Source organism: Brachybacterium tyrofermentans, from assembly GCF_014897585.1.
Lineage (GTDB): Bacteria > Actinomycetota > Actinomycetes > Actinomycetales > Dermabacteraceae > Brachybacterium > Brachybacterium tyrofermentans.
The window spans coordinates 241,457-261,058 of record NZ_JABUXW010000002.1 but is presented as its reverse complement, the minus strand read 5'-3'; the positions used below and the strand labels follow the sequence as shown (position 1 = coordinate 261,058).

14 protein-coding genes and 2 tRNA genes are annotated in these 19,602 nt (G+C 70.0%); 6 read left to right on the top strand and 10 right to left on the bottom strand.

The features are described 5' to 3' along the window. Positions 1-9 precede the first annotated feature (9 nt). A complete protein-coding gene (locus tag INT49_RS02385) occupies positions 10-963 on the bottom strand; it encodes a DNA-formamidopyrimidine glycosylase family protein (RefSeq protein WP_193116107.1) in 954 nt (317 codons plus the stop codon). Continuing rightward, a complete protein-coding gene (locus tag INT49_RS02380; protein ID WP_193116106.1) occupies positions 963-5,708 on the bottom strand; it encodes an ATP-dependent helicase in 4,746 nt (1,581 codons plus the stop codon). Before INT49_RS02380 ends, INT49_RS02385 begins: the two co-directional genes overlap by 1 nt. 198 nt (positions 5,709-5,906) lie before the next feature. On the opposite strand from INT49_RS02380, the gene INT49_RS02375 reads away from it, so the two are divergent. Both INT49_RS02375 and INT49_RS02370 read left to right on the top strand, forming a co-directional pair. Further along, positions 5,907-6,536 (top strand): superoxide dismutase, encoded by a 630-nt coding sequence (locus tag INT49_RS02375; RefSeq protein ID WP_193116105.1) that lies wholly within the window; start codon positions 5,907-5,909, stop codon positions 6,534-6,536. A gap of 275 nt (positions 6,537-6,811) precedes the next feature. Then, a complete protein-coding gene (locus INT49_RS02370) occupies positions 6,812-7,303 on the top strand; it encodes a single-stranded DNA-binding protein (protein WP_193116104.1) in 492 nt (163 codons plus the stop codon). A 27-nt stretch (positions 7,304-7,330) separates the two neighbouring features. On the opposite strand, the gene INT49_RS02365 is transcribed toward INT49_RS02370, so the two are convergent. Next, positions 7,331-7,882 carry a PPA1309 family protein gene (locus INT49_RS02365; RefSeq protein WP_193116103.1) on the bottom strand — a complete coding sequence of 184 codons (552 nt, stop codon included), beginning with the start codon at positions 7,880-7,882 and terminating at the stop codon, positions 7,331-7,333. A gap of 154 nt (positions 7,883-8,036) precedes the next feature. On the opposite strand from INT49_RS02365, the gene INT49_RS02360 reads away from it, so the two are divergent. The 3 genes from INT49_RS02360 to INT49_RS02350 all read left to right on the top strand — a co-directional run bounded on the left by INT49_RS02360 (position 8,037) and on the right by INT49_RS02350 (position 11,721). Then, positions 8,037-11,147: a UPF0182 family membrane protein gene (locus INT49_RS02360; protein WP_193116102.1), complete on the top strand. Its 3,111-nt coding sequence runs from the start codon at positions 8,037-8,039 to the stop codon at positions 11,145-11,147. A gap of 189 nt (positions 11,148-11,336) precedes the next feature. Next, positions 11,337-11,410, top strand: a tRNA-Met gene (locus INT49_RS02355). Between the two features lie 237 nt (positions 11,411-11,647). Then, positions 11,648-11,721, top strand: a tRNA-Met gene (locus tag INT49_RS02350). 108 nt (positions 11,722-11,829) lie between these two features. Here INT49_RS02350 and INT49_RS02345 read toward each other — a convergent pair. After that, positions 11,830-12,432, bottom strand: a complete 603-nt coding sequence (locus INT49_RS02345; RefSeq protein WP_226849618.1) for a DUF1349 domain-containing protein — start codon at positions 12,430-12,432, stop codon at positions 11,830-11,832. Between the two features lie 212 nt (positions 12,433-12,644). Between INT49_RS02345 and INT49_RS02340 the strand changes: the two genes are divergently transcribed. Continuing rightward, positions 12,645-13,295 carry an SGNH/GDSL hydrolase family protein gene (locus INT49_RS02340; protein ID WP_193116100.1) on the top strand — a complete coding sequence of 217 codons (651 nt, stop codon included), beginning with the start codon at positions 12,645-12,647 and terminating at the stop codon, positions 13,293-13,295. 70 nt (positions 13,296-13,365) lie between these two features. Here the strand turns inward: INT49_RS02340 and INT49_RS02335 are convergent, their stop codons facing one another. From INT49_RS02335 to INT49_RS02310, 6 genes are all read right to left on the bottom strand, one after another. After that, positions 13,366-14,208 carry a C2 family cysteine protease gene (locus INT49_RS02335; RefSeq protein WP_319021474.1) on the bottom strand — a complete coding sequence of 281 codons (843 nt, stop codon included), beginning with the start codon at positions 14,206-14,208 and terminating at the stop codon, positions 13,366-13,368. Between the two features lie 43 nt (positions 14,209-14,251). After that, positions 14,252-15,472 (bottom strand): pyrophosphate--fructose-6-phosphate 1-phosphotransferase, encoded by a 1,221-nt coding sequence (locus INT49_RS02330; RefSeq protein ID WP_193116144.1) that lies wholly within the window; start codon positions 15,470-15,472, stop codon positions 14,252-14,254. Positions 15,473-15,610: 138 nt separating this feature from the next. After that, the gene (locus INT49_RS02325; protein ID WP_193116099.1) at positions 15,611-16,405 is read right to left on the bottom strand and encodes an inositol monophosphatase family protein; all 795 of its coding nucleotides are present in this window, start codon (positions 16,403-16,405) and stop codon (positions 15,611-15,613) included. A gap of 181 nt (positions 16,406-16,586) precedes the next feature. Then, entirely contained in the window at positions 16,587-17,702 is a 1,116-nt protein-coding gene (gene rsgA / locus INT49_RS02320; protein ID WP_193116098.1) for a ribosome small subunit-dependent GTPase A, read from the bottom strand. Then, entirely contained in the window at positions 17,699-19,027 is a 1,329-nt protein-coding gene (gene aroA, locus INT49_RS02315; protein ID WP_193116097.1) for a 3-phosphoshikimate 1-carboxyvinyltransferase, read from the bottom strand. The genes rsgA and aroA overlap by 4 nt, the downstream gene beginning before the upstream one ends. Positions 19,028-19,033: 6 nt before the next feature. Further along, positions 19,034-19,600, bottom strand: coding sequence for a DoxX family membrane protein (locus tag INT49_RS02310; RefSeq protein ID WP_193116096.1), 567 nt, complete (start codon positions 19,598-19,600; stop codon positions 19,034-19,036). Positions 19,601-19,602: the final 2 nt, after the last annotated feature.

The window sequence follows — 19,602 nt, the reverse complement described above, 5'->3', positions numbered from 1 at the left end:
GCGAGAAGTCTACCGACCCGTTCCGGGACGTCGTGCATCAGGATGCGCACGTTGTCGTGCACCTCGCGGCGCACCGCCTCCCGCCCCTGCCGGGGCGCCCGGACCAGGCTGGCAGCGGGGGCAGAACCACAGCACTCGCGGTTCCGTGCCCTCGAGCCGGGGGTCGCCGATCTCCCCGCGCTCGATCCGGGCACGGCAGCGGCGGCACTGCCGTCCCCCGCGCCCGTACACCCACAGGTCGCCGTCGCGGCCCAGCATCCCGCCGGTCGTCACCCGCACGGAACGGTCCAGGTTCAGGGTGAGCAGGCGGTGGGCGAGGTCGACCAGAGCACCCAGGTCCCCGGCGGCGTGCGTCGGCGCCGCCGGATGCACGCGGCGCAGGAAGCACAGCTCACTGCGGTAGATATTGCCGATCCCGGCGAGGTTGCGCTGATCGAGCAGGGCGAGGCCGATCGGTCGCTCCGGCTCGGCCGCGAGATGTGCGACGGCCTGTGCGCGCAGTGCCGGCTCGTCCTCCCAGGACGGGTCCAGCAGGTCCGGTCCCAGATGGCCCACGAGGGTGCTCTCGTTGGCGGTGCGCACCAGGCGCACCTGCTTCACGTCGTAGGCGACGGCGCGGGCCTCGCGCCCGTCCGGGTGCCGGGCGGCGAGGACGACGCGGATCGTGTCCGCCGGGCGCGGTCCGGCGCTGGTGTCGCTCGAGCGCAGCGCCTTGCCGTCCACGTGCCAGATGCCGTCCATCATCAGGTGGGTATGGAGCGTGAGCGGCACGCCTCCTGCCTCGGGCGGCTCCAGACGGATCAGCAGATGCTTGCCGCGAGGCCGCACCTCCCGCACGCTCCAGCCCACGAGATTCGCCGTCGCGGCACGGGGCACCCGCAGATCGCTCGTGGTGAGGATCGCCCCCGCGAGCGCACCGTGCAGCGCCCGACACTGCCGGGCGACCGTGTCGCCCTCGGGCATCAGCGGCCTCCTGCGCGCAGGCGGATGGACTTCGGGGAGCGATAGCAGCCGGCGGCGACCAGGGCCTTGCCGATCGCGGCGACCGGGGCGCTGGTGATCGGGTGCCCGTTGATCCGTTCGATCCGCAGCTGCGGCAGGCGGGAGTCCTCGACGATCGCCCGCACCAGCTGCTCGGCGACCAGCGTGGTCACGGTCTCGTCGGCCCACCACAGGAGGTGCTTGGCACCCTTGTCGACCACGGCGGCGACATGCCCGTCGGCCAGCAGCACCAGCGCTCCGGCGCGGCGCGCGGGCCGCACGGTCGTGCCCTCGGGCGGGATGATCGTGAAGGACGGCCAGGGGAGCGCTGCGCCGTAGGGGTTCGCCGGGTCGGTCGCGGCGAGCACCACGGTCGACGCCTCGGGGGAGGGACCGACGGATCCCGCGTCGGGATCCTGCTGCGCCTCGGCCTCCCGGTCGCGATCGCGCAGCAGGTCCACCGCCTCGACCGGGGCGAACTGGGAGGCACCGAGCCCGTCGACGAAGTAGCCGCGGCGACAGCTTCCGTTCTCCTCGAGCACCGCGAGAACGCGGTACACGGCGGCGAAGCTCCCGGGGATGTCCTCGACGTCCATCGCGCCCCGGGTGACCACGCCGTGCCGGTCCAGGAGCAAGGTCGCGAGGGCCGCGGCCCGGGCAGAGGGATCGACCGCCTCGACACGCACGGCGGACCATCGCCCGGCCCCGGTGGGTCCCGTCACCAGCTCGGAGACGGAGCTCGCGCCCTGGCGCATCATCGCGGCCGACAGCCGCGCGGCACCGCGCCGGGTCAGCGGGCGGGACCGACCTGACGACCTGGAGGCCCGTGCCGGTCCGCGTCCGTAGGTGCGCAGCGCCTCGAAGGAGTCGTTGGTGATCAGCCCCTGGAACGCGAGGTCCCACAGGGCGTCGTGCAGGTCGGGCGGAGGGGCCGCATCACCGTCCGCGGCGAGGGCGGTGAGGATCTCTCCGTGCCGCAGCGCACCGGGGGTCCCGCGCAGCTGAGCCAGGACCCGGGCGGCGAGAGACCCCTCGGCCAGGGCCGAGGCGGACTCCTCCAGCGCCTCGGCGTCGAGCCCGAGCGGCAGGGCATCCGCGAGATGCAGGCGGATCCATCCGTCGTCCGCGCCGAGCCGCCCGTGCCCTGTCCACACCACGTCACCGGCGGCGAAGGCCGCGTCCAGGAGGGCAGGGCTCGCATCGGGCATCCGTGCCGGCAGCACCTGCTCCTCCCAGGCGGACAGCGGGAGCGACACCCCGGCGAGCTGGTCGATCACGGAGAGGAGCCCGTCGCGACCCTGCCACGTGGCCCGATCCCGCGTGCCGTCGGGGCGGCGACCCGAGACGTGCTGCCACTGCCCGAGGAAGCGGGCGTAGACCGGGCCGGGGACCGGAGCGATCTCCCGCCGGGACGCGGCGAGGCTGGCCCGGCGGATCCGCCGCAGCACCTCGGCATCGACCCACTCCTCGCCCTCGCGGCCGGGACTGAACTCGCCCTGCTGCAGCACCCGCTCGGCGGTGAGCTGCTCGAGCGCGCCGCGGGCCACGCCGGGGGCGAGACCGAAGGCGTCCACCGGACCGTCCGCCAGGAAGGGCCCGCGGCCGCGTGCCCACCGGGAGAGCAGCTGGGCGACGGCCCGATCCACCGGTGCGAGGTGGGCCTGGGGCACTCCGGGCGGGACGGCGACTCCGAGCGCATCGCGCAGCAGCCCGGCATCCTCGATCGCGGCGAGGTGCTCGCGGCCGGCGATCCGCACGGCGAGGATTCTTCGGGCGCCGTGGAGCTGGGAGAGCTCGGCCTCGAGATCGACCCCCTCGGCCGCTCGGGCAGCCAGATCGTCCCGCGTCAGGGGCCCGAGACGGCGCAGGGCGTCTGAGATCTGCTCCGCCCCGCGCAGCGCACGGTCCTCGCTCAGCCCCTGCAGGCGGCTCTCGACCTCGGAGATGACGTCGGCATCCAGCAGCTCGCGCAGGCTCACCGATCCCAGCAGCTCGGCGAGCAGGGACTGGTCCAGCGCAAGAGCGGCGGTGCGGCGCTCGGCGAGCGGGGCGTCCGCGTCGTAGATGAACTGGGCGAGATAGCCGAACAGCAGCGAGCGCGCGAAGGGGGACGGGGTGGGGGTCTCGATCTCGCGGACCTCGAGGCGGCGCCGCCCGATCTGCGCCATGAGGTCGATGAGGGCGGGCAGGTCATAGACGTCCTGCAGGCACTCGCGGGCGGCCTCGAGCATGATCGGGAAGTCCGGATAGGGGCGGGCGACCTCGAGCAGATGCGAGGAGCGCTGACGCTGCTGCCACAGCGGCGCCCGCTGGTTCGGATCCCGTCGGGGGAGCAGCAGGGCGCGCGCCGCGCACTCGCGGAAGCGGGCGGCGAACAGCGCGGAGGAGCCGACGAGGCGCCGCACCTCCTCATCGATCTCCTCGGGCGTGAAGACGAACAGATCGGCCCCGGGCGGCTGCTCGCCGTGGGGGATCCGCAGCACGATGCCGTCGTCGGCGGCCATGACCTGGCCGTCCAATCCGTACCGCTCCTCGACCCGGGCCCCGACGGCGAGGGCCCACGGGCCGGTGATCCGCTGGCCGTAGGAGCAATGGAGGACCACCCGCCAATCGCCGAGCTCGTCGAGGAAGCGCTCGACGACCAGCTGCTGCGGCCCGGGCACCACCCCGGTGATCTGCTTCTGCTCGGCGAGATGGTCCAGCAGCACGGTCCGGGCGTTGGCGTCGAGACCCAGCGCGGCGAGGCGCTCGTCGGCCGGAGATCGCTCGAGGTCGGCGAGCTCGCTCTGGGCGGAGGCGATGGCGCGGCCCAGGCTCGCGGGGCGGCCATCCCCGTCGCCGTGCCAGAACGGAATGCGGCCGGTGAGGCCGAAGGCAGGCGAGACGGTGACCCGGGAGGCGGTGATCTCCTCGATCCGCCAGCTGCTGGTGCCCAGGGTGATGACGTCCCCGCGACGTGACTCGTAGACCATCTCCTCGTCGAGCTCGCCCACCCGGCGCGGCTGGGAGTCGTCATCCCCGGCCACCAGGTGCACCGGGTACAGGCCACGATCGGGGATGGTGCCGCCGCTGGTGACCGCGAGGCGCTGCGCCCCGGGCCGACCCGTGAGCAGGCCGGTGTCGTGGTCGTGCACCAGGCGCGGCCGCAGCTCCGAGAAGGCGGTCGACGGATAGCGCCCGGCGAGCAGGTCGATGGTCTGGTCGAAGGCGGAGCGCGGGAGAGCGCGGTAGGGATGCGCGCTGCGCACCAGGTCGAACCAGTCGTCGATCTGGAGCTCGTCCAGGGCGGCGGCGGAGACCGTGTGCTGGGCGAGGACGTCCAGCGCGTTGCGGGGCACCGAGAGCGGCTCGATACGACCGGCGACGGCCTCCTGCACGGCGACCGCGGAGCGCAGCACGTCCGCGGCATGCAACGGATGCAGGGAGCCCTCGGAGACGGCGCCGACGTCGTGCCCGGCGCGCCCCACCCGCTGGAGCAGGCTCGAGACGGACATCGGTGCGGCGACCTGCAGCACGAGGTCGACGGCACCCATGTCGATCCCCAGCTCGAGGGATGAGGTGGCCACGACGCAGCGCAGCGTGCCTGACTTCAGCTGATCCTCGATCTGGGCGCGGATCTCCTTGGACATCGATCCGTGGTGGGCACGGGCGATGTCCTCGATCTCCTGGATCTCTTCGGGTGCCTCCGACTGCGCGGCACCCCCGAGCTCCGCGCCGCGGCCGGTCGCCGCGGACGGGCGACGCGCATGCAGACGGTTGAGCTTCCCGGTGAGCCGCTCCGCCTGGCTGCGGGAGTTGGTGAAGACGATCGTCGAGCGGTGCGCGAGGATCTGGGCGAGCACGACTCGCTCGACATGCGGCCAGATCGTGCCGGAGACGTCCTCGTCGTCGACGGCATCCAACGGCGGCTCGATCGCCTGCAGGTCCGAGACCGGCATCGTCACCGTGAGATCCCAGCGCTTGGTCGACGCGGGGCGCACGACGGACACCTCGCGGGGCCGGCCGGAGCCCGTGAGGAACGCGGCGACCTCGTCGATCGGTTCGACGGTCGCGGAGAGCCCGATGCGTTGCGCCGGCGCCTCGAGCATCGCATCGAGCCGCGCGAGGGACAGTGCCAGGTGCACGCCGCGTTTGGTGCCGGCGACGGCATGCACCTCGTCCAGGATCACCGTGCGCACGCCCCGCAGCGACTCCCTGGCCTGGGAGCTCAGCATGAGGAACAGCGATTCGGGGGTGGTGATGAGGATGTCCGGCGGATGCGTCACGAGCCGGCGCCTCTCGGCGGGCGGGGTGTCCCCGGTGCGCACACCCACGCTGACCGACGAACGGGGCAGCCCGAGACGCTCCGCCATCCGCGCCGTCCCCACCAGCGGGGACGTCAGGTTCCGTTCGACGTCGACCCCGAGGGCCTTGAGCGGCGAGATGTACAGGACGCAGGTGGTCCCGCGGGCTGCTCGCCCGCGGCCGCCGCGCTGCGGGATCGAGCTGTCCATGCCGGAGCTGCCTGCGGGAGCCGGATCCGCCGTGGCGAGGCGATCGATCGCTGTGAGGAAGGCGGCCAGGGTCTTGCCGGAGCCGGTCGGCGCCACGACCAACGTGTCGTCCCCGCGCTCGATCGCCTCCCAGGCCGCCGATTGGGCAGGGGTGGGCGCCTCGAAGGCCTCCGCGAACCAGGTGGCCGTGGCAGGGGAGAACGAGGACGGGAGGGCGTGGCGAGTTCCGGCCATCACCCCATTGTGGACCGCCGCCCCGACAGGCGACCGCGCCGGCACCGATGCTGGGCCGGAATACGTCAGGCGCGGGCCTCGAGCGACTCCGGAGCAGAGCCCACCCTGCCAACTCCCGGGGCATCGTGGCAGGATGGGAGGCACGGCAGGGCCCGCGCAGGCGGGTCCCGCACACCCCACGACGAAGGGATGACCCCCATGGCGGACTACACGCTTCCCGATCTCGACTATGACTACGGCGCGCTGGATCCTTCGATCTCCGGCAAGATCATGGAGCTGCACCACTCCAAGCACCATGCGACCTATGTCAAGGGCGCGAACACGGCGCTGGAGAAGCTGGCGGCGGCTCGTGAGTCCGGTGATTTCGCGACGGTGAACCAGTTCTCGAAGGATCTGGCGTTCAACCTCGGTGGTCACACGAACCACTCGATCTTCTGGAAGAACCTCTCGCCCGAGGGTGGCGACAAGCCCACCGGTGAGCTCGCGCAGGCGATCGATGAATTCTTCGGGTCCTTCGACTCCTTCCGTGCGCACTTCACGGCCGCGGCGCTGGGCATCCAGGGCTCCGGATGGGCCGTGCTCGCGTACGAGCCCCTCGGTGGCAACCTGGTGATCGAGCAGTTCTACGATCAGCAGAACGGTGTGCCGGTCGCGACGATCCCGCTGTTCCAGCTGGATATGTGGGAGCACGCCTTCTACCTGGACTACCAGAACGTGAAGGCTGATTATGTGAAGGCGATCTGGAACATCGTGAACTGGGCCGACGTCCAGAAGCGGTTCGAGACGGCTCGCGCGACGGGCTCCGGCCTGGTCATCCCCACCGCCTGATCCTCAGCATCTGATCTGCAGCGCTCGTTCTGCAGTCGCTGAGCTGCAGCATCGCTGCGCGAACGGCCGGTCCCCTCGTGGGGCCGGCCGTTCCATGTGTCCAGGTGTCCAGCACCTTCGGTCCCCGCAGAGGAGAGGCGACCCTTCCTCCCCAGTGCCCCGTCGTCCACAACGACGACGCCGCTCTGGAAGGCGCCTGCGTGAACGGCAACCCTGGATCCATCGGCACGGAGCCGACGCCGGGAGGTCCCCGGCACTCCAGGAAGGACATCACCATGCGCGATATCCAGACGACCCTCATGGGGAACGCGACGGCGGATCCCAGCTCCCGTCAGCACGAGGACGGCACCACCACGACCATCGTGCGCATCGCCGTCACCGGGCGCTACTACGACTCCGCCAAGAGCGATTTCACCGATCGCAAGACGGAATTCGTGAGCGTCTACACCCGCCGTGCGCTGGCCCGCAATGTGCTGGCCTCCGTGAAGAAGGGGCAGCCGCTGGTGGTCACCGGTCGGCTCGGCAGCTCGGAATGGCAGGCGGATGACGGCACCCAGCGACACACCCTGACACTGCAGGCCGAGGCGATCGGCCATGACCTCACCTTCGGGACCACGGCCTTCACCCGCCCGATGCGGGCGGACGAGGTTCCCGACCTCAACCGCGACACGGGAGAGCTTCTCGGGACGGGAACCGGCGATCCCGACGTCGCCGAGGAGCTCACGGGGAGCTCGGCGGAGGACTCCGTGCTGGCCGGCGCGTCCTGAGCGGGCAGCAACCGCCCTGAACGTAGCTCAGTCGAGGGGCTGCAGCGTCTGCACCAGAGCGGTGGCGACGTCCGGGAGCAGCGCGGCGCCGAGGACATAACCGTTCTTGTCGCCGCGATGCACCGCGGACCACGTCGTCCCGTCGGGCAGGGCGGCGACGACCACGCGCAGAGCCCGGTCCGTGGGAATCGTGGCCCGGGAATCATTCTCGTGCAGTGCCCACGTGGAGGGGGAGAGCTCGCAGGCGATCGCACCGCCGGCCGCCAGATCCGGCCACTCCACGACCTGCAGCGCAGCCAAGGGGTCCTGGGATGCAGAGATGTCGTTCTGGTCGGAGGCGCCATCGTCGAGATCAATCGGCGTCAGATGCAGATCGTCCGGGGCGCCGGTGCCGTCCGCGCCGACCCCGAGCAGGCCGGCGAGCGCGGGGGAGGCGGCCATCAGCTCTGCACTGCGGGCCAGTGCATAGAGGCGCGGCGCGGGGAGGGATGCGCCCTCGATGTGACGGGAGATGTCGAGCACCGCAGCGGCGAGGGCCGCCGTCGGAGCGTCGAGAGGGTCCGTATCGGGAGTCGTCATCGGATCGAGAGGTCCCTTACAGGTTCGCCTGACAGAATGGACGCGTCACCGCTCTGTACGCGGCGGCACCACACTGTACCCGGAGACCGGTCGCCCTTCCTGCGTTGGCGCAGCGGACCCGTGCTCTCCGACACCGAGGCACCCGAGGTTATCCGTGAGTTTCTCCGCCCCATTCGGCGATGCACCCCGGCCGCGCCCGCGTCCGGCCCCTGATTCGAGCACGTCCACGACCCGGAGGATCTCCCCGCTCGGGATCACCGCGATCGTCATCGCAGCGCTGGTGGTGCTGCTGGTTGTCGCCTCCGAGGTGTGGACCAAGTACCTCTGGATGGATCAGCTCGATTTCACCGATGTGCTCACCGTCCGCTGGCTCACGCAGGGCATCCTGTTCGTCATCGGGTTCATCCTCTTCGCGGTGCCGTTGTTCTTCAGTCTGCGCATCGGCTACGCCAAGCGTCCGATCTATCCGCCGGTCACCCGCGAGCAGGAGGCGCTCGAGCAGTTCCGCGCCGCGGTGGATCCCCTGCGGAAGGGGCTGACCATCGCAGCGCCCCTCATCATCGGCGCCTTCGGCGGTCTGGCTGCCTCCCGCAGCTGGCAGGCCGTGCAGCTGTTCCTGCATCCCCAGAAGTTCGGGGAGACCGATCCGATCTTCGGGAATGATGTCGGCTTCTACGTCTTCACACTCCCGGTGATCGACCTGATCATCTCCTTCGGGCAGTTCGTCATGCTGGTGGCGATCGTCGGAGCCCTCATCGGTCACTTCATCTACGGCGGCGTCGCCTGGGGCCAGGAGAACGGCCTCGAGGTCACACGATCTGCACGCAGGCATCTCGGCGTGCTCGCGGCGATCTACGTGCTGCTGCTCGGCGCAGGCCACTGGTTCCAGCGCTATGACATGCTCGTGAACCAGAACGATCGCTTCCACGGGGCGTCGTACACCGACGTCCACGCGATCCTTCCCGCGCAGACGATCCTCGCGATCGCCTCCGTGGCCGTGGCCGCGCTGTTCGTGCTGTGGATCTTCCGCTCGGACTGGAGGATCCCCGCGATCGGTGCGGGCCTGATGATCCTGTCCACGCTCGCCGTCGGCAGCCTGTACCCCTGGGCCATCCAGCAGTTCAAGGTCCAGCCCAACGAGCGCACGCTCGAGCAGCCCTACATCCAGCGGAACATCGACGCGACCCGCGCCGCCTTCAACATCGACGACGTCGAGGAGGTCCCGTACACGGCCACCACCGACGCCGAGCCCGGAGCCCTGCGCGAGGACGCCTCGACCACCACGCAGATCCGTCTGATGGATCCCAACATCATCTCGCCCACCTTCGAGCAGCGTGAGGCGAACCGTCGGTACTGGGGCTTCGACGAGGTCCTCAGCGTGGACCGCTATGAGATGGAGGGCGAGCTCCAGGACACCGTCGTCGGTGTGCGCGAGCTGCGGCCGGACAAGTTCGAGCTCAACACTCGATCCTGGGTCGACCAGCACATCATCTACACCCATGGATATGGCGCGGCGGCCGCGTACGGCAATCAGCGCAATGCTGACGGCGAACCGAGCTTCCTGCAGTCCGGAGTCCCGGGCAAGGGTGCGTTCGGCGAGTACGAGGAGCGGGTGTACTTCGGCAAGCACTCACCGGACTATTCCATCGTCGGCGCCCCCGAAGGGTCGGAGCCCGAGGAGTTCGACTACCAGTCGGGCACGGATGGCGAAGAGGGCGGCCAGCAGGTCAACAACACCTACCAGGGCGATGGTGGGCCCTCCGTCGGCGGGTTCTTCAACCAGCTGCTCTACTCGATCAAGTTCCGTGATCCCAACGTCCTGATCTCCGGCTACCTCAACGAGGAGTCGCAGATCCTGTACGACCGCGATCCGCAGCAGCGTGTCCGGGAGGTCGCCCCCTTCCTCTCGCTCGACTCGCAGATGTACCCCGCGGTCGTCGACGATGAGCTGGTGTGGGTGGTCGACGGCTACACCACCACCGATGCCTATCCCTATTCGCGCACCCTCAATCTCGACACGGCGATCGCCGATTCGCAGACCGACCCGGGCGAGACCTCGCAGAACCGCGAGAACAGCGCGAACTACATGCGCAACGGGGTCAAGGCCACCGTCAACGCCTTCGACGGCTCGGTGACCCTGTACGCCTGGGACACGGAGGACCCGATCCTCAAGGCGTGGTCCGAGGTGTTCCCCGAGGCGATCCACCCGGCCAGCGAGATCAGCGGTGAGCTGATGAGCCATCTGCGCTACCCGTCGGACTACTTCAAGGCGCAGCGTGAGCTGCTGGGCACGTATCACGTGACCCAGGCCGATGACTTCTTCGGTGCCCAGGACTTCTGGGAGACGCCCCCGGATCCCACCAAGCCGGCGCCCACCAACCCTGACGGCTCCACGGGGGCGCAGGCGACGCAGCCGCCGATGTACCTCACCATGCAGATTCCCGGCATGGAGCAACCAGGGTTCACGCTCTCCTCGAGCTACATCCCGGCTCAGGGCCAGAACGTGCTCACGGGCTTCCTCGCCGTCGACTCGGAGACGGGCAAGGACGAGGGGAACCCGGCGGACACCTACGGCAACATGACCCTGCTCGTGCTGCCCGCGACGAACCCCGTCAACGGGCCCGGCCAGGTGCAGGCCACGTTCAACTCGGAGCCGAACGTCTCGCAGGCCCTGAACCTGCTGAAGTCCGGCAACTCCGAGGTGATCAACGGGAACCTGCTCACCTTGCCGGTCGGCGGCGGCTTGCTGTACGTGCAGCCGGTCTACCTGCAGTCCTCCGCCTCCGGCGGCGGTACGCAGTACCCGCTGCTGCAGATGGTGCTGGTCTCCTTCGGCGAGAAGATCGGGTTCGCCCCGACGCTCGACGAAGCCCTGGACCTCGTCTTCGGCGGCGACTCCGGCGCGACCGCCGGCGACGCCTCGGTCTCCGATCCCGACGGGGTCGCCGGGACGGCCGACACCGAGACCGGTGAGGGCGCGGTCGACGCTCCTGCTGAGGGCGAGGAGCCGGCCGACGGCGAGGAGCCTGCTGACGGGGAGAAGCCGGCAGCGGACGCCGGCACCACGCAGGAGCAGCTCGACAAGGCGCTCACGGACATGGACACCGCGGTGGCCGACTCCGAGAAGGCGATGGCCGAGGGCGACTGGGCTGCCTACGGTGAGGCTCAGGATCGTCTCGCCGATGCTCTGAACCGGGCCGTGGCGGCCAATGGGGAACTCGGAGGGACCGGCACGCCGGCCCCATCGGACGGCGGCGAAGGCTGACCGGCTGAGGGTACCGAGCCTCTCTCAGGACGCCCGGCATCTCTGGTCCACGACCGGGGGCGCCGGGCGTCCTGCCGTCTGTCCATGCGTGTCCACCCAGGTGAACGGGCCGTGAACGTGTCATGGCACACGTCGGGAGGGGTCTGGTTGGACGCTGGCAGGGGATCCCCGTAAAGTAGGGATCACCGACGCGGGGTGGAGCAGTTCGGTAGCTCGCCGGGCTCATAACCCGGAGGTCGTAGGTTCAAATCCTGCCCCCGCTACGAAGAGAAGGCCCTCGGCCAGTGGAGACACTGACCGGGGGCCTTTCGCTATTCCCCCCCGAAGCACGTCCAGTGCCGGTTCATGTGGTCCGGTATCCGTGGAATCCTCATCGGCAGTATCGATCTGTGCTCCTGGTGGCGGCAGATGTGCTGGCCACTGCCGCCGTGATGACTCTGACATTCTGTTTCCCCTGGTTGGACGTCATGGGGCGATCACCGTAAAGTACTGGTTATCGACGCGGGGTGGAGCAGTTCGGTAGCTCGCCGGGCTCATAACCCGGAGGTCGTAGGTTCAAATCCTGCCCCCGCTACGAGATAGGGCCCCTGGCCAGTGGAAACACTGATCAGGGGCCCTCGTGCGTTGTGCTGGCGGCGAACCAGGGATGCTTCAGATGCCCGATTCCTGGCGCCAGAAGTTCTCAGGAGCCGTCGCGCTGGCCCTCCAGGCGCGTCGACGCGAAGGAGATCTGGTCGAAGACGACATCGCAGCCGTCGCCGGTCGGCGACTGCACCTCGAAGCCGATCTGCAGAGGACGGGGGGACTCGAGGGCGAAGAGGCGCACCATGTCCCACCGCTGGCCGTCGAACGAGCTGTGGAACAGGTAGATGCCATCCACCCGGCTGATCCTCATCCACACGTGCTCGGCCTTGACGACCTGCGCGTTCGCGTCATCGGAGACGGTGCGGTTGACCACTGACACCACCGTCGGGCTGCCGTCCGGAGCGGACTCGAAGCACAGCTTCGCCCAGTGCTCCTCGTCGTGCCAGAGCATCAGCACCCCGGCATCGAAGGTCGAAAGGAAGTCGACCGTGATCCGTGCGCTGAACTGGAAGTCACCCTCGGGCGCGGTGCCGAACAACGTCCCCGCAGTGAGCGTGGGCTCCGCGCCGGGGAAGGGCGGAGCGAAGATGTCGGTTCTGGCCTGGGAGGTGGCCCGCAGCCCGTCCTCGCCGACGACCTCGAACGGCACGTGCAACGGGTCGAGCGGGAAAGGGACCGCGGGCAGCATGAGGGCAGACATCACAGAACTCCTACGAGTCATCCGCGGACGGAACGGTCGCGAGCCGCGGTCGGTATCGATCCCGCGATCGGTCGATCGTCAGTCTAGGGTGCGGTGCGTGGAGGCACTATCGCTGTGCCGCCCGACTCCCAGGTGTGCGAGACCGGTAGGGCGAGGAGGGGCCGCCCTGGCGCTGCGACGCTGGCCGGGGCATGGTCTGACAGAATCTCCGCATGACGACGACGCCATCCCTTCCCGAGCCCCGAACGCTGCTGTTCATCGGGGACTCGATCACCGACTGCTCCCGCACCGAGGACCCTGACGGCCTCGGATACGGCTATGTGCGGCTGCTCGCCGAGCATTTCGCTGCCCACGAACCCACCGCCCGCGTGGTCAACCGGGGGATCGGTGGAGACAAGGTCGAGGACCTCGTGGAGCGATTCGGCTCTGACTGTCTCGAGCACGACCCCCAGGTCGTGACCATCTATGTCGGGGTCAACGATTCCTGGCACCGCTACACCCGGGGTGAGCACGTCACCGACGAGGACTTCGAGGCCGGATACCGGTACCTGCTCGATCAGCTCTCCGCAACCCGTCCGGCCGCGCCGGTGCTCCTGGTGATCCCTTTCGTCGCCGACGTCAGTGGCGAGACGGCGCAGATCCATGACGACCTCGACGCCAAGGTCGCGATCATCCGCGATCTCGCCCGCGAGTTCCAGCACGCCGTGGTGGACCTCGAGAAGGTGCTCGAGTCGGCATGGACCGTGGGGCACACCCCGGCGGGTCTCGCGAACGACGGCGTGCACCCCACCATCGCCGGGCACCGCCTGATCGCCGACGAGTGGCTGCGCACCTTCGCCGAGGTCGATCCGAGCCGTCACTGAGTCGTTGAGTAGCTGAGTCGCCGCTGAGTCGTTGGGGCGTCGTCGTGGGGACGTCGCTGAGCGGCCGGGCTCAGCGAAGGGGCGGCGTGACGTCGATCGAGAGGAAGCCGCGGCGGAAGCTGCGGGTGTCGACGACGAGCACTCGTCCGGGACGTACGGGGTTGCGCAGGTGCACGTGCCCGCTGCGAGGGTCCGCCCCGACGACGGCGAAGACGTGGTTGCGCGGCAGCGGGCCGTGCTCAGTCATCACGCGGCCGCTGAGCGGATGGGTGGACGCGGCGATCGCGCGATGCTCCTGCCGCCAGATCTCGATCCGGCGTGCTGACGGGAGGCGCAGGCGGGTCCGCACCGGCATCCCCAGCAGCAGCTCGAGCCCGAAGCGGGCGACGCCGCGCTGCAGGAAGCGGTAGCCGCCGGCCACGTGCGCGGCCACGGCCTTCTCGAGCACGCCGACCCAACCAGGGTTCGCGCCCTCCCGTCGGCCGTAGACGAAGCGGCCTCCGTCATCGATCGGCATTCGTCGATCAACCCGGATCGGGGCCGTGACGGCGGGGAGGCGAACCTCCACCGTGCCGTCCTGCGCTGCTGACAGCAGTGCCTCGAGCCGCTCCGGTGCGGTCTCGTGGATCGCGAGCATCGAGGCGATGACCCAGCAGTCGCCCAGCTGGCCCTGCTGGGGGCGGAGCGGGCGCGGCGATCGCAGTGGACCGTTGTCGAGCTTCCAGCCCGTGCCGGCAGGCCCGGGGGTGATCTGTGCGAGGCGGGATCGCCCGTCGGGCCCGTCGGTCGCGTCAGCTGGGGCGCCTCCCAACGCGTCGCGCGCCCGCCCAGGACGGGCGAGCGCGCGAAGAGTTCGGCGCCAGGTCCGCACCCGAGGTCGCCGGGCGATGTGCTGCGGATCGGCGGCGCTCACGGGAGTGGACTCCAGGCTCAGAGGTGCTGTCGGTTCAGTCGGCTCAGTGGGCCTGGACCGGGACGATCGTCTGCCCGGTGCGCTCCATGACGTCCTGGAACCAGGGCTGGGAGACGTCGAAGGCCTTGTGCCCGGCGACCCGCTCGAACTCCACGGCGCGCAGCACGTCACCGCGCTCCTCGTCGTGGCCCACCAGACCGGAGCCGCCCTCGAGGGCGACCTGCACGGCGTAGTCGGTCATGGACTTGATCAGGCGCAGATCATCGGCGTTGGCCTTCGCGGAGCGCGAGAAGTAGCCCGACTTCTGGACCATGACCTTCTCTGCGCCCAGCTTCTCGGAGAACTGCTTCGCGAACCACTGACCGGGGTTGATCTGGTCGATCTTGACGTGGCCGAAGGGGTCCTTCTCGGGCTCCTCGCCGCGAGCCTGCATCTCCGCGATGATCTCCGGGATACCGGCGCCCTCGGACAGGAAGATGTTCACGCAGCCGGCGTCGTCCATGACCGCCTTCAGGCGCTCGGCCTCGGCCTCGATGTCCAGGGCGAGCTCCGGCAGGAATACGGCGTGCACGTCCCAGCGCTCGGCGCGGTGGCCGATCCCGGGCAGCCACTCCTGCTGGGAGTGCCAGGTCTGGTAGTACGCGGCGGCCTCGGCGGTCAGGTAACCGCAGGCACGGCCCATGATCTCGTGGATGATCAGCATCTTCGGGTTCGAGCCGTGCTCGGCGATGATGTTCTGCGCGAAGATGCTGGTCTGCTCGGCGGCGGTCCGCGCGCCGAGGGACTGACGGATCGGCACGATGTCGTTGTCGATGGTCTTGGGCAGGCCCACGACCTGCAGCTCGTGACCGTTCTCGTGGAGATATTTCGCGAGATCCGCGGCAGTGGTGTTGGTGTCGTCGCCGCCGATGGTGTGCAGGACGTCCACGCCGTCGGTCATGAGCTTGTTCGCCGCGACCTCGAGGGCGTTCTCACCCTCCTGGATCAGTCCGCGCTCGACGAGGTTCGCGGTGTTGGTGAGCTTCACACGCGAGTTCCCGATCGGGGAGCCGCCGTAGTTGTGCAGCACGTGGGCGCCGGCGCGCACCTCGTCGTCGATGACGATCTTCTCGCCGGAGAGCAGGCCCCAGTAGCCATGCTTGTAGGCGATGATCTCGACATCGGGCACCAGCTCGGTGTACCGCTCGATGAGGCCGCCGACGGCGGAGGACAGGCAGGGGGCATAGCCACCTGCGGTCAGCAGGGCGACGCGCTTGACGGTCATGTGGATGGGGATCCCTTCACGGTTCGAGGTCACAACATCCGAAGTCTACCGATGCGCGCGGACCGCGGTCTGGGAGGTCCGCCCCAGCCGCTCCGGGCCGCGGAACCAGCAGGCGGTCAGCCGAGGGACCGGGCCGGGTCAGCGCTCGCGCGGGGCGAGGGCGGTGAGGAGCTCCTCGTGCAGCAGGCCGTTGGTGGCGACCGCGCTGCCCCCGAAGGGGCCGTCCTCGCCCTCGAGCGAGGAGAAGCGACCACCGGCCTCCGTGAGGATCGGGGCCAGGGCCACCATGTCGTGCAGGGCGAGCTCGGGCTCGCAGGCCGCATCGACCGCGCCCTCGGCGACCAGCATGTACGACCAGAAGTCGCCGTAGGCCCGGGTGCGCCAGAAGCGCTGCATGAGGTTGAGCATCTGGGGGAGACGATCGTGATCTGCCCAGCCGTGCAGGGAGGAGTACGACAGCGAGGCCTCCTCCACCCGGCTGACCTGGGAGACCTGGAGACGGGACGCTTTGTTGATCCGCGAACCGGTCCAGGCGCCTGCATCCGTCCCGCCCCACCAGCGGCGGGAGAGCGAGGGCGCGGAGACCAGGCCGACGACGGGGCGGCCGTCCTCGATGAGGCCGATGAGCGTCGCCCACACGGGCACCCCGCGCACGAAGTTGCTGGTGCCGTCGATCGGGTCGATCACCCATTGCCGCGAGGCGGATCCGGTGCTGCCGAACTCCTCGCCGATCACCTGGTCGCGGGACCGGGAACGGGACAGCTGCGAGCGCACGAGCTGCTCGGCGGCCTTGTCGGCATCGGTGACCTCGGTGAGATCCGGCTTGGTGGTGACCTCGAGGTCCTGCGCCTTGAAGCGGGACATGGTCAGCTGATCCACGGCATCGGCGAGCACATGGGCGAGGCGCAGATCATCGGCATAGCGGCTGGACATGAGCCCACCTTAGAGCGACGGATCGCTCCGACCGCGCAGCGACGCGGAGTGGTCTGCGCTCCGGCGGTCGAGTGCGCCCCGTCGCGGATCCCGGGGGAGGCCGCGGCGGGAGAGCACACATGAGGTGGTGCCGTTCTGAGCGTCTACCTGAGCGTCTACCTGAGCCCCTGCCGGAAGTCCGTCAGAGGGCCCAGGGATCGTTCTTCCGCAGGGTGACGGCAAGGCGCCGGTACGAGACCAGACGGGCGGCCCCGGCGCTCCCGGCCTTCCCCTCGGCGACCAGGGCGTCGAGGGCGCAATCGGAGGCGTCCTCGAGATGGGTGCAACCACGGGGGCATGATTCTGCGAGCGCGGCGAGGTCGGCGAAGGCGTCGAGCAGCTCGTCGGGGTCGACATGTCCCAGGCCGAAGGACCGGACGCCGGGGGTGTCGATCACCCAGCCCCGGGCGCCTTCCGACCGTGCAGCGCCTTCAGAACCTTCAGTGCCTTCGGCGCTGTCAGAACTTTCGGAGCTTTCGGCGCCGGGGAGCTGCATCGCGAGTGCGGACGACGAGGTGTGCCGGCCGCGCCCGGTGACGTCGTTGACCACGCCGATGGCGCGGTCCGTTCCCGGGACCAGAGCATTGATGAGGGTGGACTTGCCGACGCCCGAGTGGCCGATGAGAACGCTGACCCGCCCGTCGAGACGCTCGCGCACCTCCTCGAGCCCGATGATCTCGCCGGAGTCCTCGCGCTGGGTGACCACGTGCTCGAGCCCGAGCGGTGCGTAGGCGTGCAGGAACTGCTCGGGGGAGCGCAGATCGGCCTTGGTCAGCACCAGCAGAGCATCGATCCCGGCCACATAGGCGGCGACCAGGCAGCGGTCGATCATGCCGCCGCGAGGCTCCGGATCAGCCACCGCGGAGACCATGACCATGAGGTCCACGTTGGCGACCAGGGGGCGCTCCGTGGAGTCGTCGTCGTCCGCGCTGCGCCGCAGGAAGGAGGTGCGCTCCAGGATCCGCACGATCCGGGCGAGGGAGCCGTCGCGGCCGGAGGTGTCCCCGACGAGCGCGACCAGGTCGCCGGGCACGACGGGGGAGCGGCCGAGCTCCCGGGCGCGCATCGCGGTGACGGTGCGCTCCTCGGGGGTCCCTGCCGCGACGACGGTGCGCCAGCGGCCGCGGTCCACCGACACCACGCGCGCCGTGATCGCGTCCTCGTGCTTGGGACGATCCTTCGTGCGAGGCCGGGAGCCGCGGCGGTTGGGCCGCACCCGGACGTCGGACTCGTCGTACTCGCGGGCCGAGCGGCTCACGCGTCGCCGTCCGCCGCCGGCTCGGTGTGCAGCATCGACAGCCACATCCCCACGAAGTCCGGGAGGGTCTTCTGGGTGGTGCTGATGTTGATCACGCGCAGCTCGGGCACGCGCAGCCCGATGATCGCGGCGGCCGTGGCCATCCGGTGGTCCTCGTAGGTCTCGAAGACGGTGCCGGTGAGCTCGCCCGGATGGATCTCCAGACCGTCCTCCAGCTCGAGGGTGCGGGCACCGAGCTTGGTGAGCTCCGTGGCCAGCGCCTTCAACCGGTCCGTCTCGTGGCCGCGCAGATGGCCCACACCGCGCAGGGTGGAGGGGGAATCGGCCAGCGCGGCGAGAGCCGCGATGGTGGGTGTCAGCTCGCCGACCGCGGACAGGTCGGCGTCGATCCCGTGGAGGGAGCCGGTGCCGCGCACGCAGATCGACCGGTCCTCGCGCCAGACCTCCGCACCCATCCGGGTGAGCAGGTCGCGGTAGGCATCGCCGGGCTGCGTGGTGGTCTCGGGCCAGTCGTCCACCGCGATCGTGCCGCCGGTGACCAGTGCTGCGGCCAGGAAGGGCCCGGCATTGGAGAGATCGGGCTCGACGACGATGCGGACGGGCCGGATCGCGCCGGTGCCCACATGCCACCGATGACGTCCCTGGTCGTCCGTGCTGTGCGATCCGTCGATGCCGACCTGACGAAGGGTCTCCAGCGTCATCTCGATGTGAGGCAGCGAGGGGAGCGTCGCGCCCACGTGCACCAGTTCGAGATCCGCCTCGGCGCGGGCCGCGACCAGCAGGGCGTTCGAGATGAACTGGCTCGAGGCCGACGCATCGACCTCGACGGTCCCGCCGCTGAGGCGGCCCGTGCCGTGCACAGTCAGGGGGAGGTGGCCGGGCTCGCCGTGCTCTGTGACCTCGACCCCCTGCTGGCGCAGGACGTCGATGACCGGCCCCATGGGGCGGGCCAGGGCACCTTCGTCACCGGTGAAGCGAACATCCCCGTGGTGCAGGGCGGCGAGCATCGGGACGAAGCGCATCACGGTGCCGGCCAGACCGGTGTGGATCTCGACCGGCGGCTCCGGATGCTCCGACGGAGGCGGGAGCGGGGTCACCAGCAGGGAGTCGTCCCGCACCTCGAGGGTCGCTCCGAGACGCTCCAGGGCATCCCTCATCAGGCGGGTGTCGCGGGAGACGAGGGCTCCTCGCAGCTCGGACGGCTCGTCCGCGGCGGCTGCCAGCAGCATCCACCGTGCGGTCAGGGATTTCGACCCCGGCACCCGGACCAGGGCGTCGACGGGCCGATCAGCGACCGGAGCGGTCCACAGCACCTCGGAGACCACCGGGCGTCAGCCTCGCTGGGCGGCGAGCTGCTTCTGGGCGGTTCCCACCGCGCTCCTCGCCTTCTTCTCCAGCTGCTCGGACTTCTTCTCCAGCTCGCGCTGCTTCGCGGCGGCCTTCTTCTGGCTGCGCTCGACGAACTGGTTGACCTGGTAGCCGAGCGACGGGCGCCCATCATGGTCGACCACGGCCAGCAGCACGCCGCCGAGCAGGCCGGCGTCGGTGAGGATCGACTGGATCTCCTGGGTGCGCTCCTCGCCGCGGAGCTCCCAGACCTTCTTGCGGCCGGCCCAACCGACCGACGTGGTCATCAGGAGGGCCGCAGCGGCGGCTCGCGGGTAGCGGTTGGTGGCGTAGAGGACACCGGCGCCCGCGGCGACGGCTCCGGCGGCTCGCACGACGGTGCGGGCGTCCAGGAAGCTCGGGGCCGACGTCTTGGCGAGCGTCGAGTCGAACGCGTCGAACGCCTGGGGGTAGACGTCGATCTCGCGCTCGGGGCGCATGACGGTGCGCACTCCTTCGAGGATGAAGGGAGCGGCGAGCAGGGGACGAGCGATGCGTCGGACCAGGGCCATGG

Coding starts and splice junctions, on each gene's coding strand:
- INT49_RS02380 (WP_193116106.1), bottom strand. CDS start 5,708: ATGGCCGGAACTCGCCACGCCCTCCCGTCCTCGTTCTCCCCTGCCACG.
- INT49_RS02325 (WP_193116099.1), bottom strand. CDS start 16,405: ATGTCCAGCCGCTATGCCGATGATCTGCGCCTCGCCCATGTGCTCGCC.
- INT49_RS02385 (WP_193116107.1), bottom strand. CDS start 963: ATGCCCGAGGGCGACACGGTCGCCCGGCAGTGTCGGGCGCTGCACGGT.
- INT49_RS02375 (WP_193116105.1), top strand. CDS start 5,907: ATGGCGGACTACACGCTTCCCGATCTCGACTATGACTACGGCGCGCTG.
- INT49_RS02370 (WP_193116104.1), top strand. CDS start 6,812: ATGCGCGATATCCAGACGACCCTCATGGGGAACGCGACGGCGGATCCC.
- INT49_RS02340 (WP_193116100.1), top strand. CDS start 12,645: ATGACGACGACGCCATCCCTTCCCGAGCCCCGAACGCTGCTGTTCATC.
- INT49_RS02345 (WP_226849618.1), bottom strand. CDS start 12,432: ATGTCTGCCCTCATGCTGCCCGCGGTCCCTTTCCCGCTCGACCCGTTG.
- INT49_RS02365 (WP_193116103.1), bottom strand. CDS start 7,882: ATGACGACTCCCGATACGGACCCTCTCGACGCTCCGACGGCGGCCCTC.
- INT49_RS02330 (WP_193116144.1), bottom strand. CDS start 15,472: ATGACCGTCAAGCGCGTCGCCCTGCTGACCGCAGGTGGCTATGCCCCC.
- INT49_RS02310 (WP_193116096.1), bottom strand. CDS start 19,600: ATGGCCCTGGTCCGACGCATCGCTCGTCCCCTGCTCGCCGCTCCCTTC.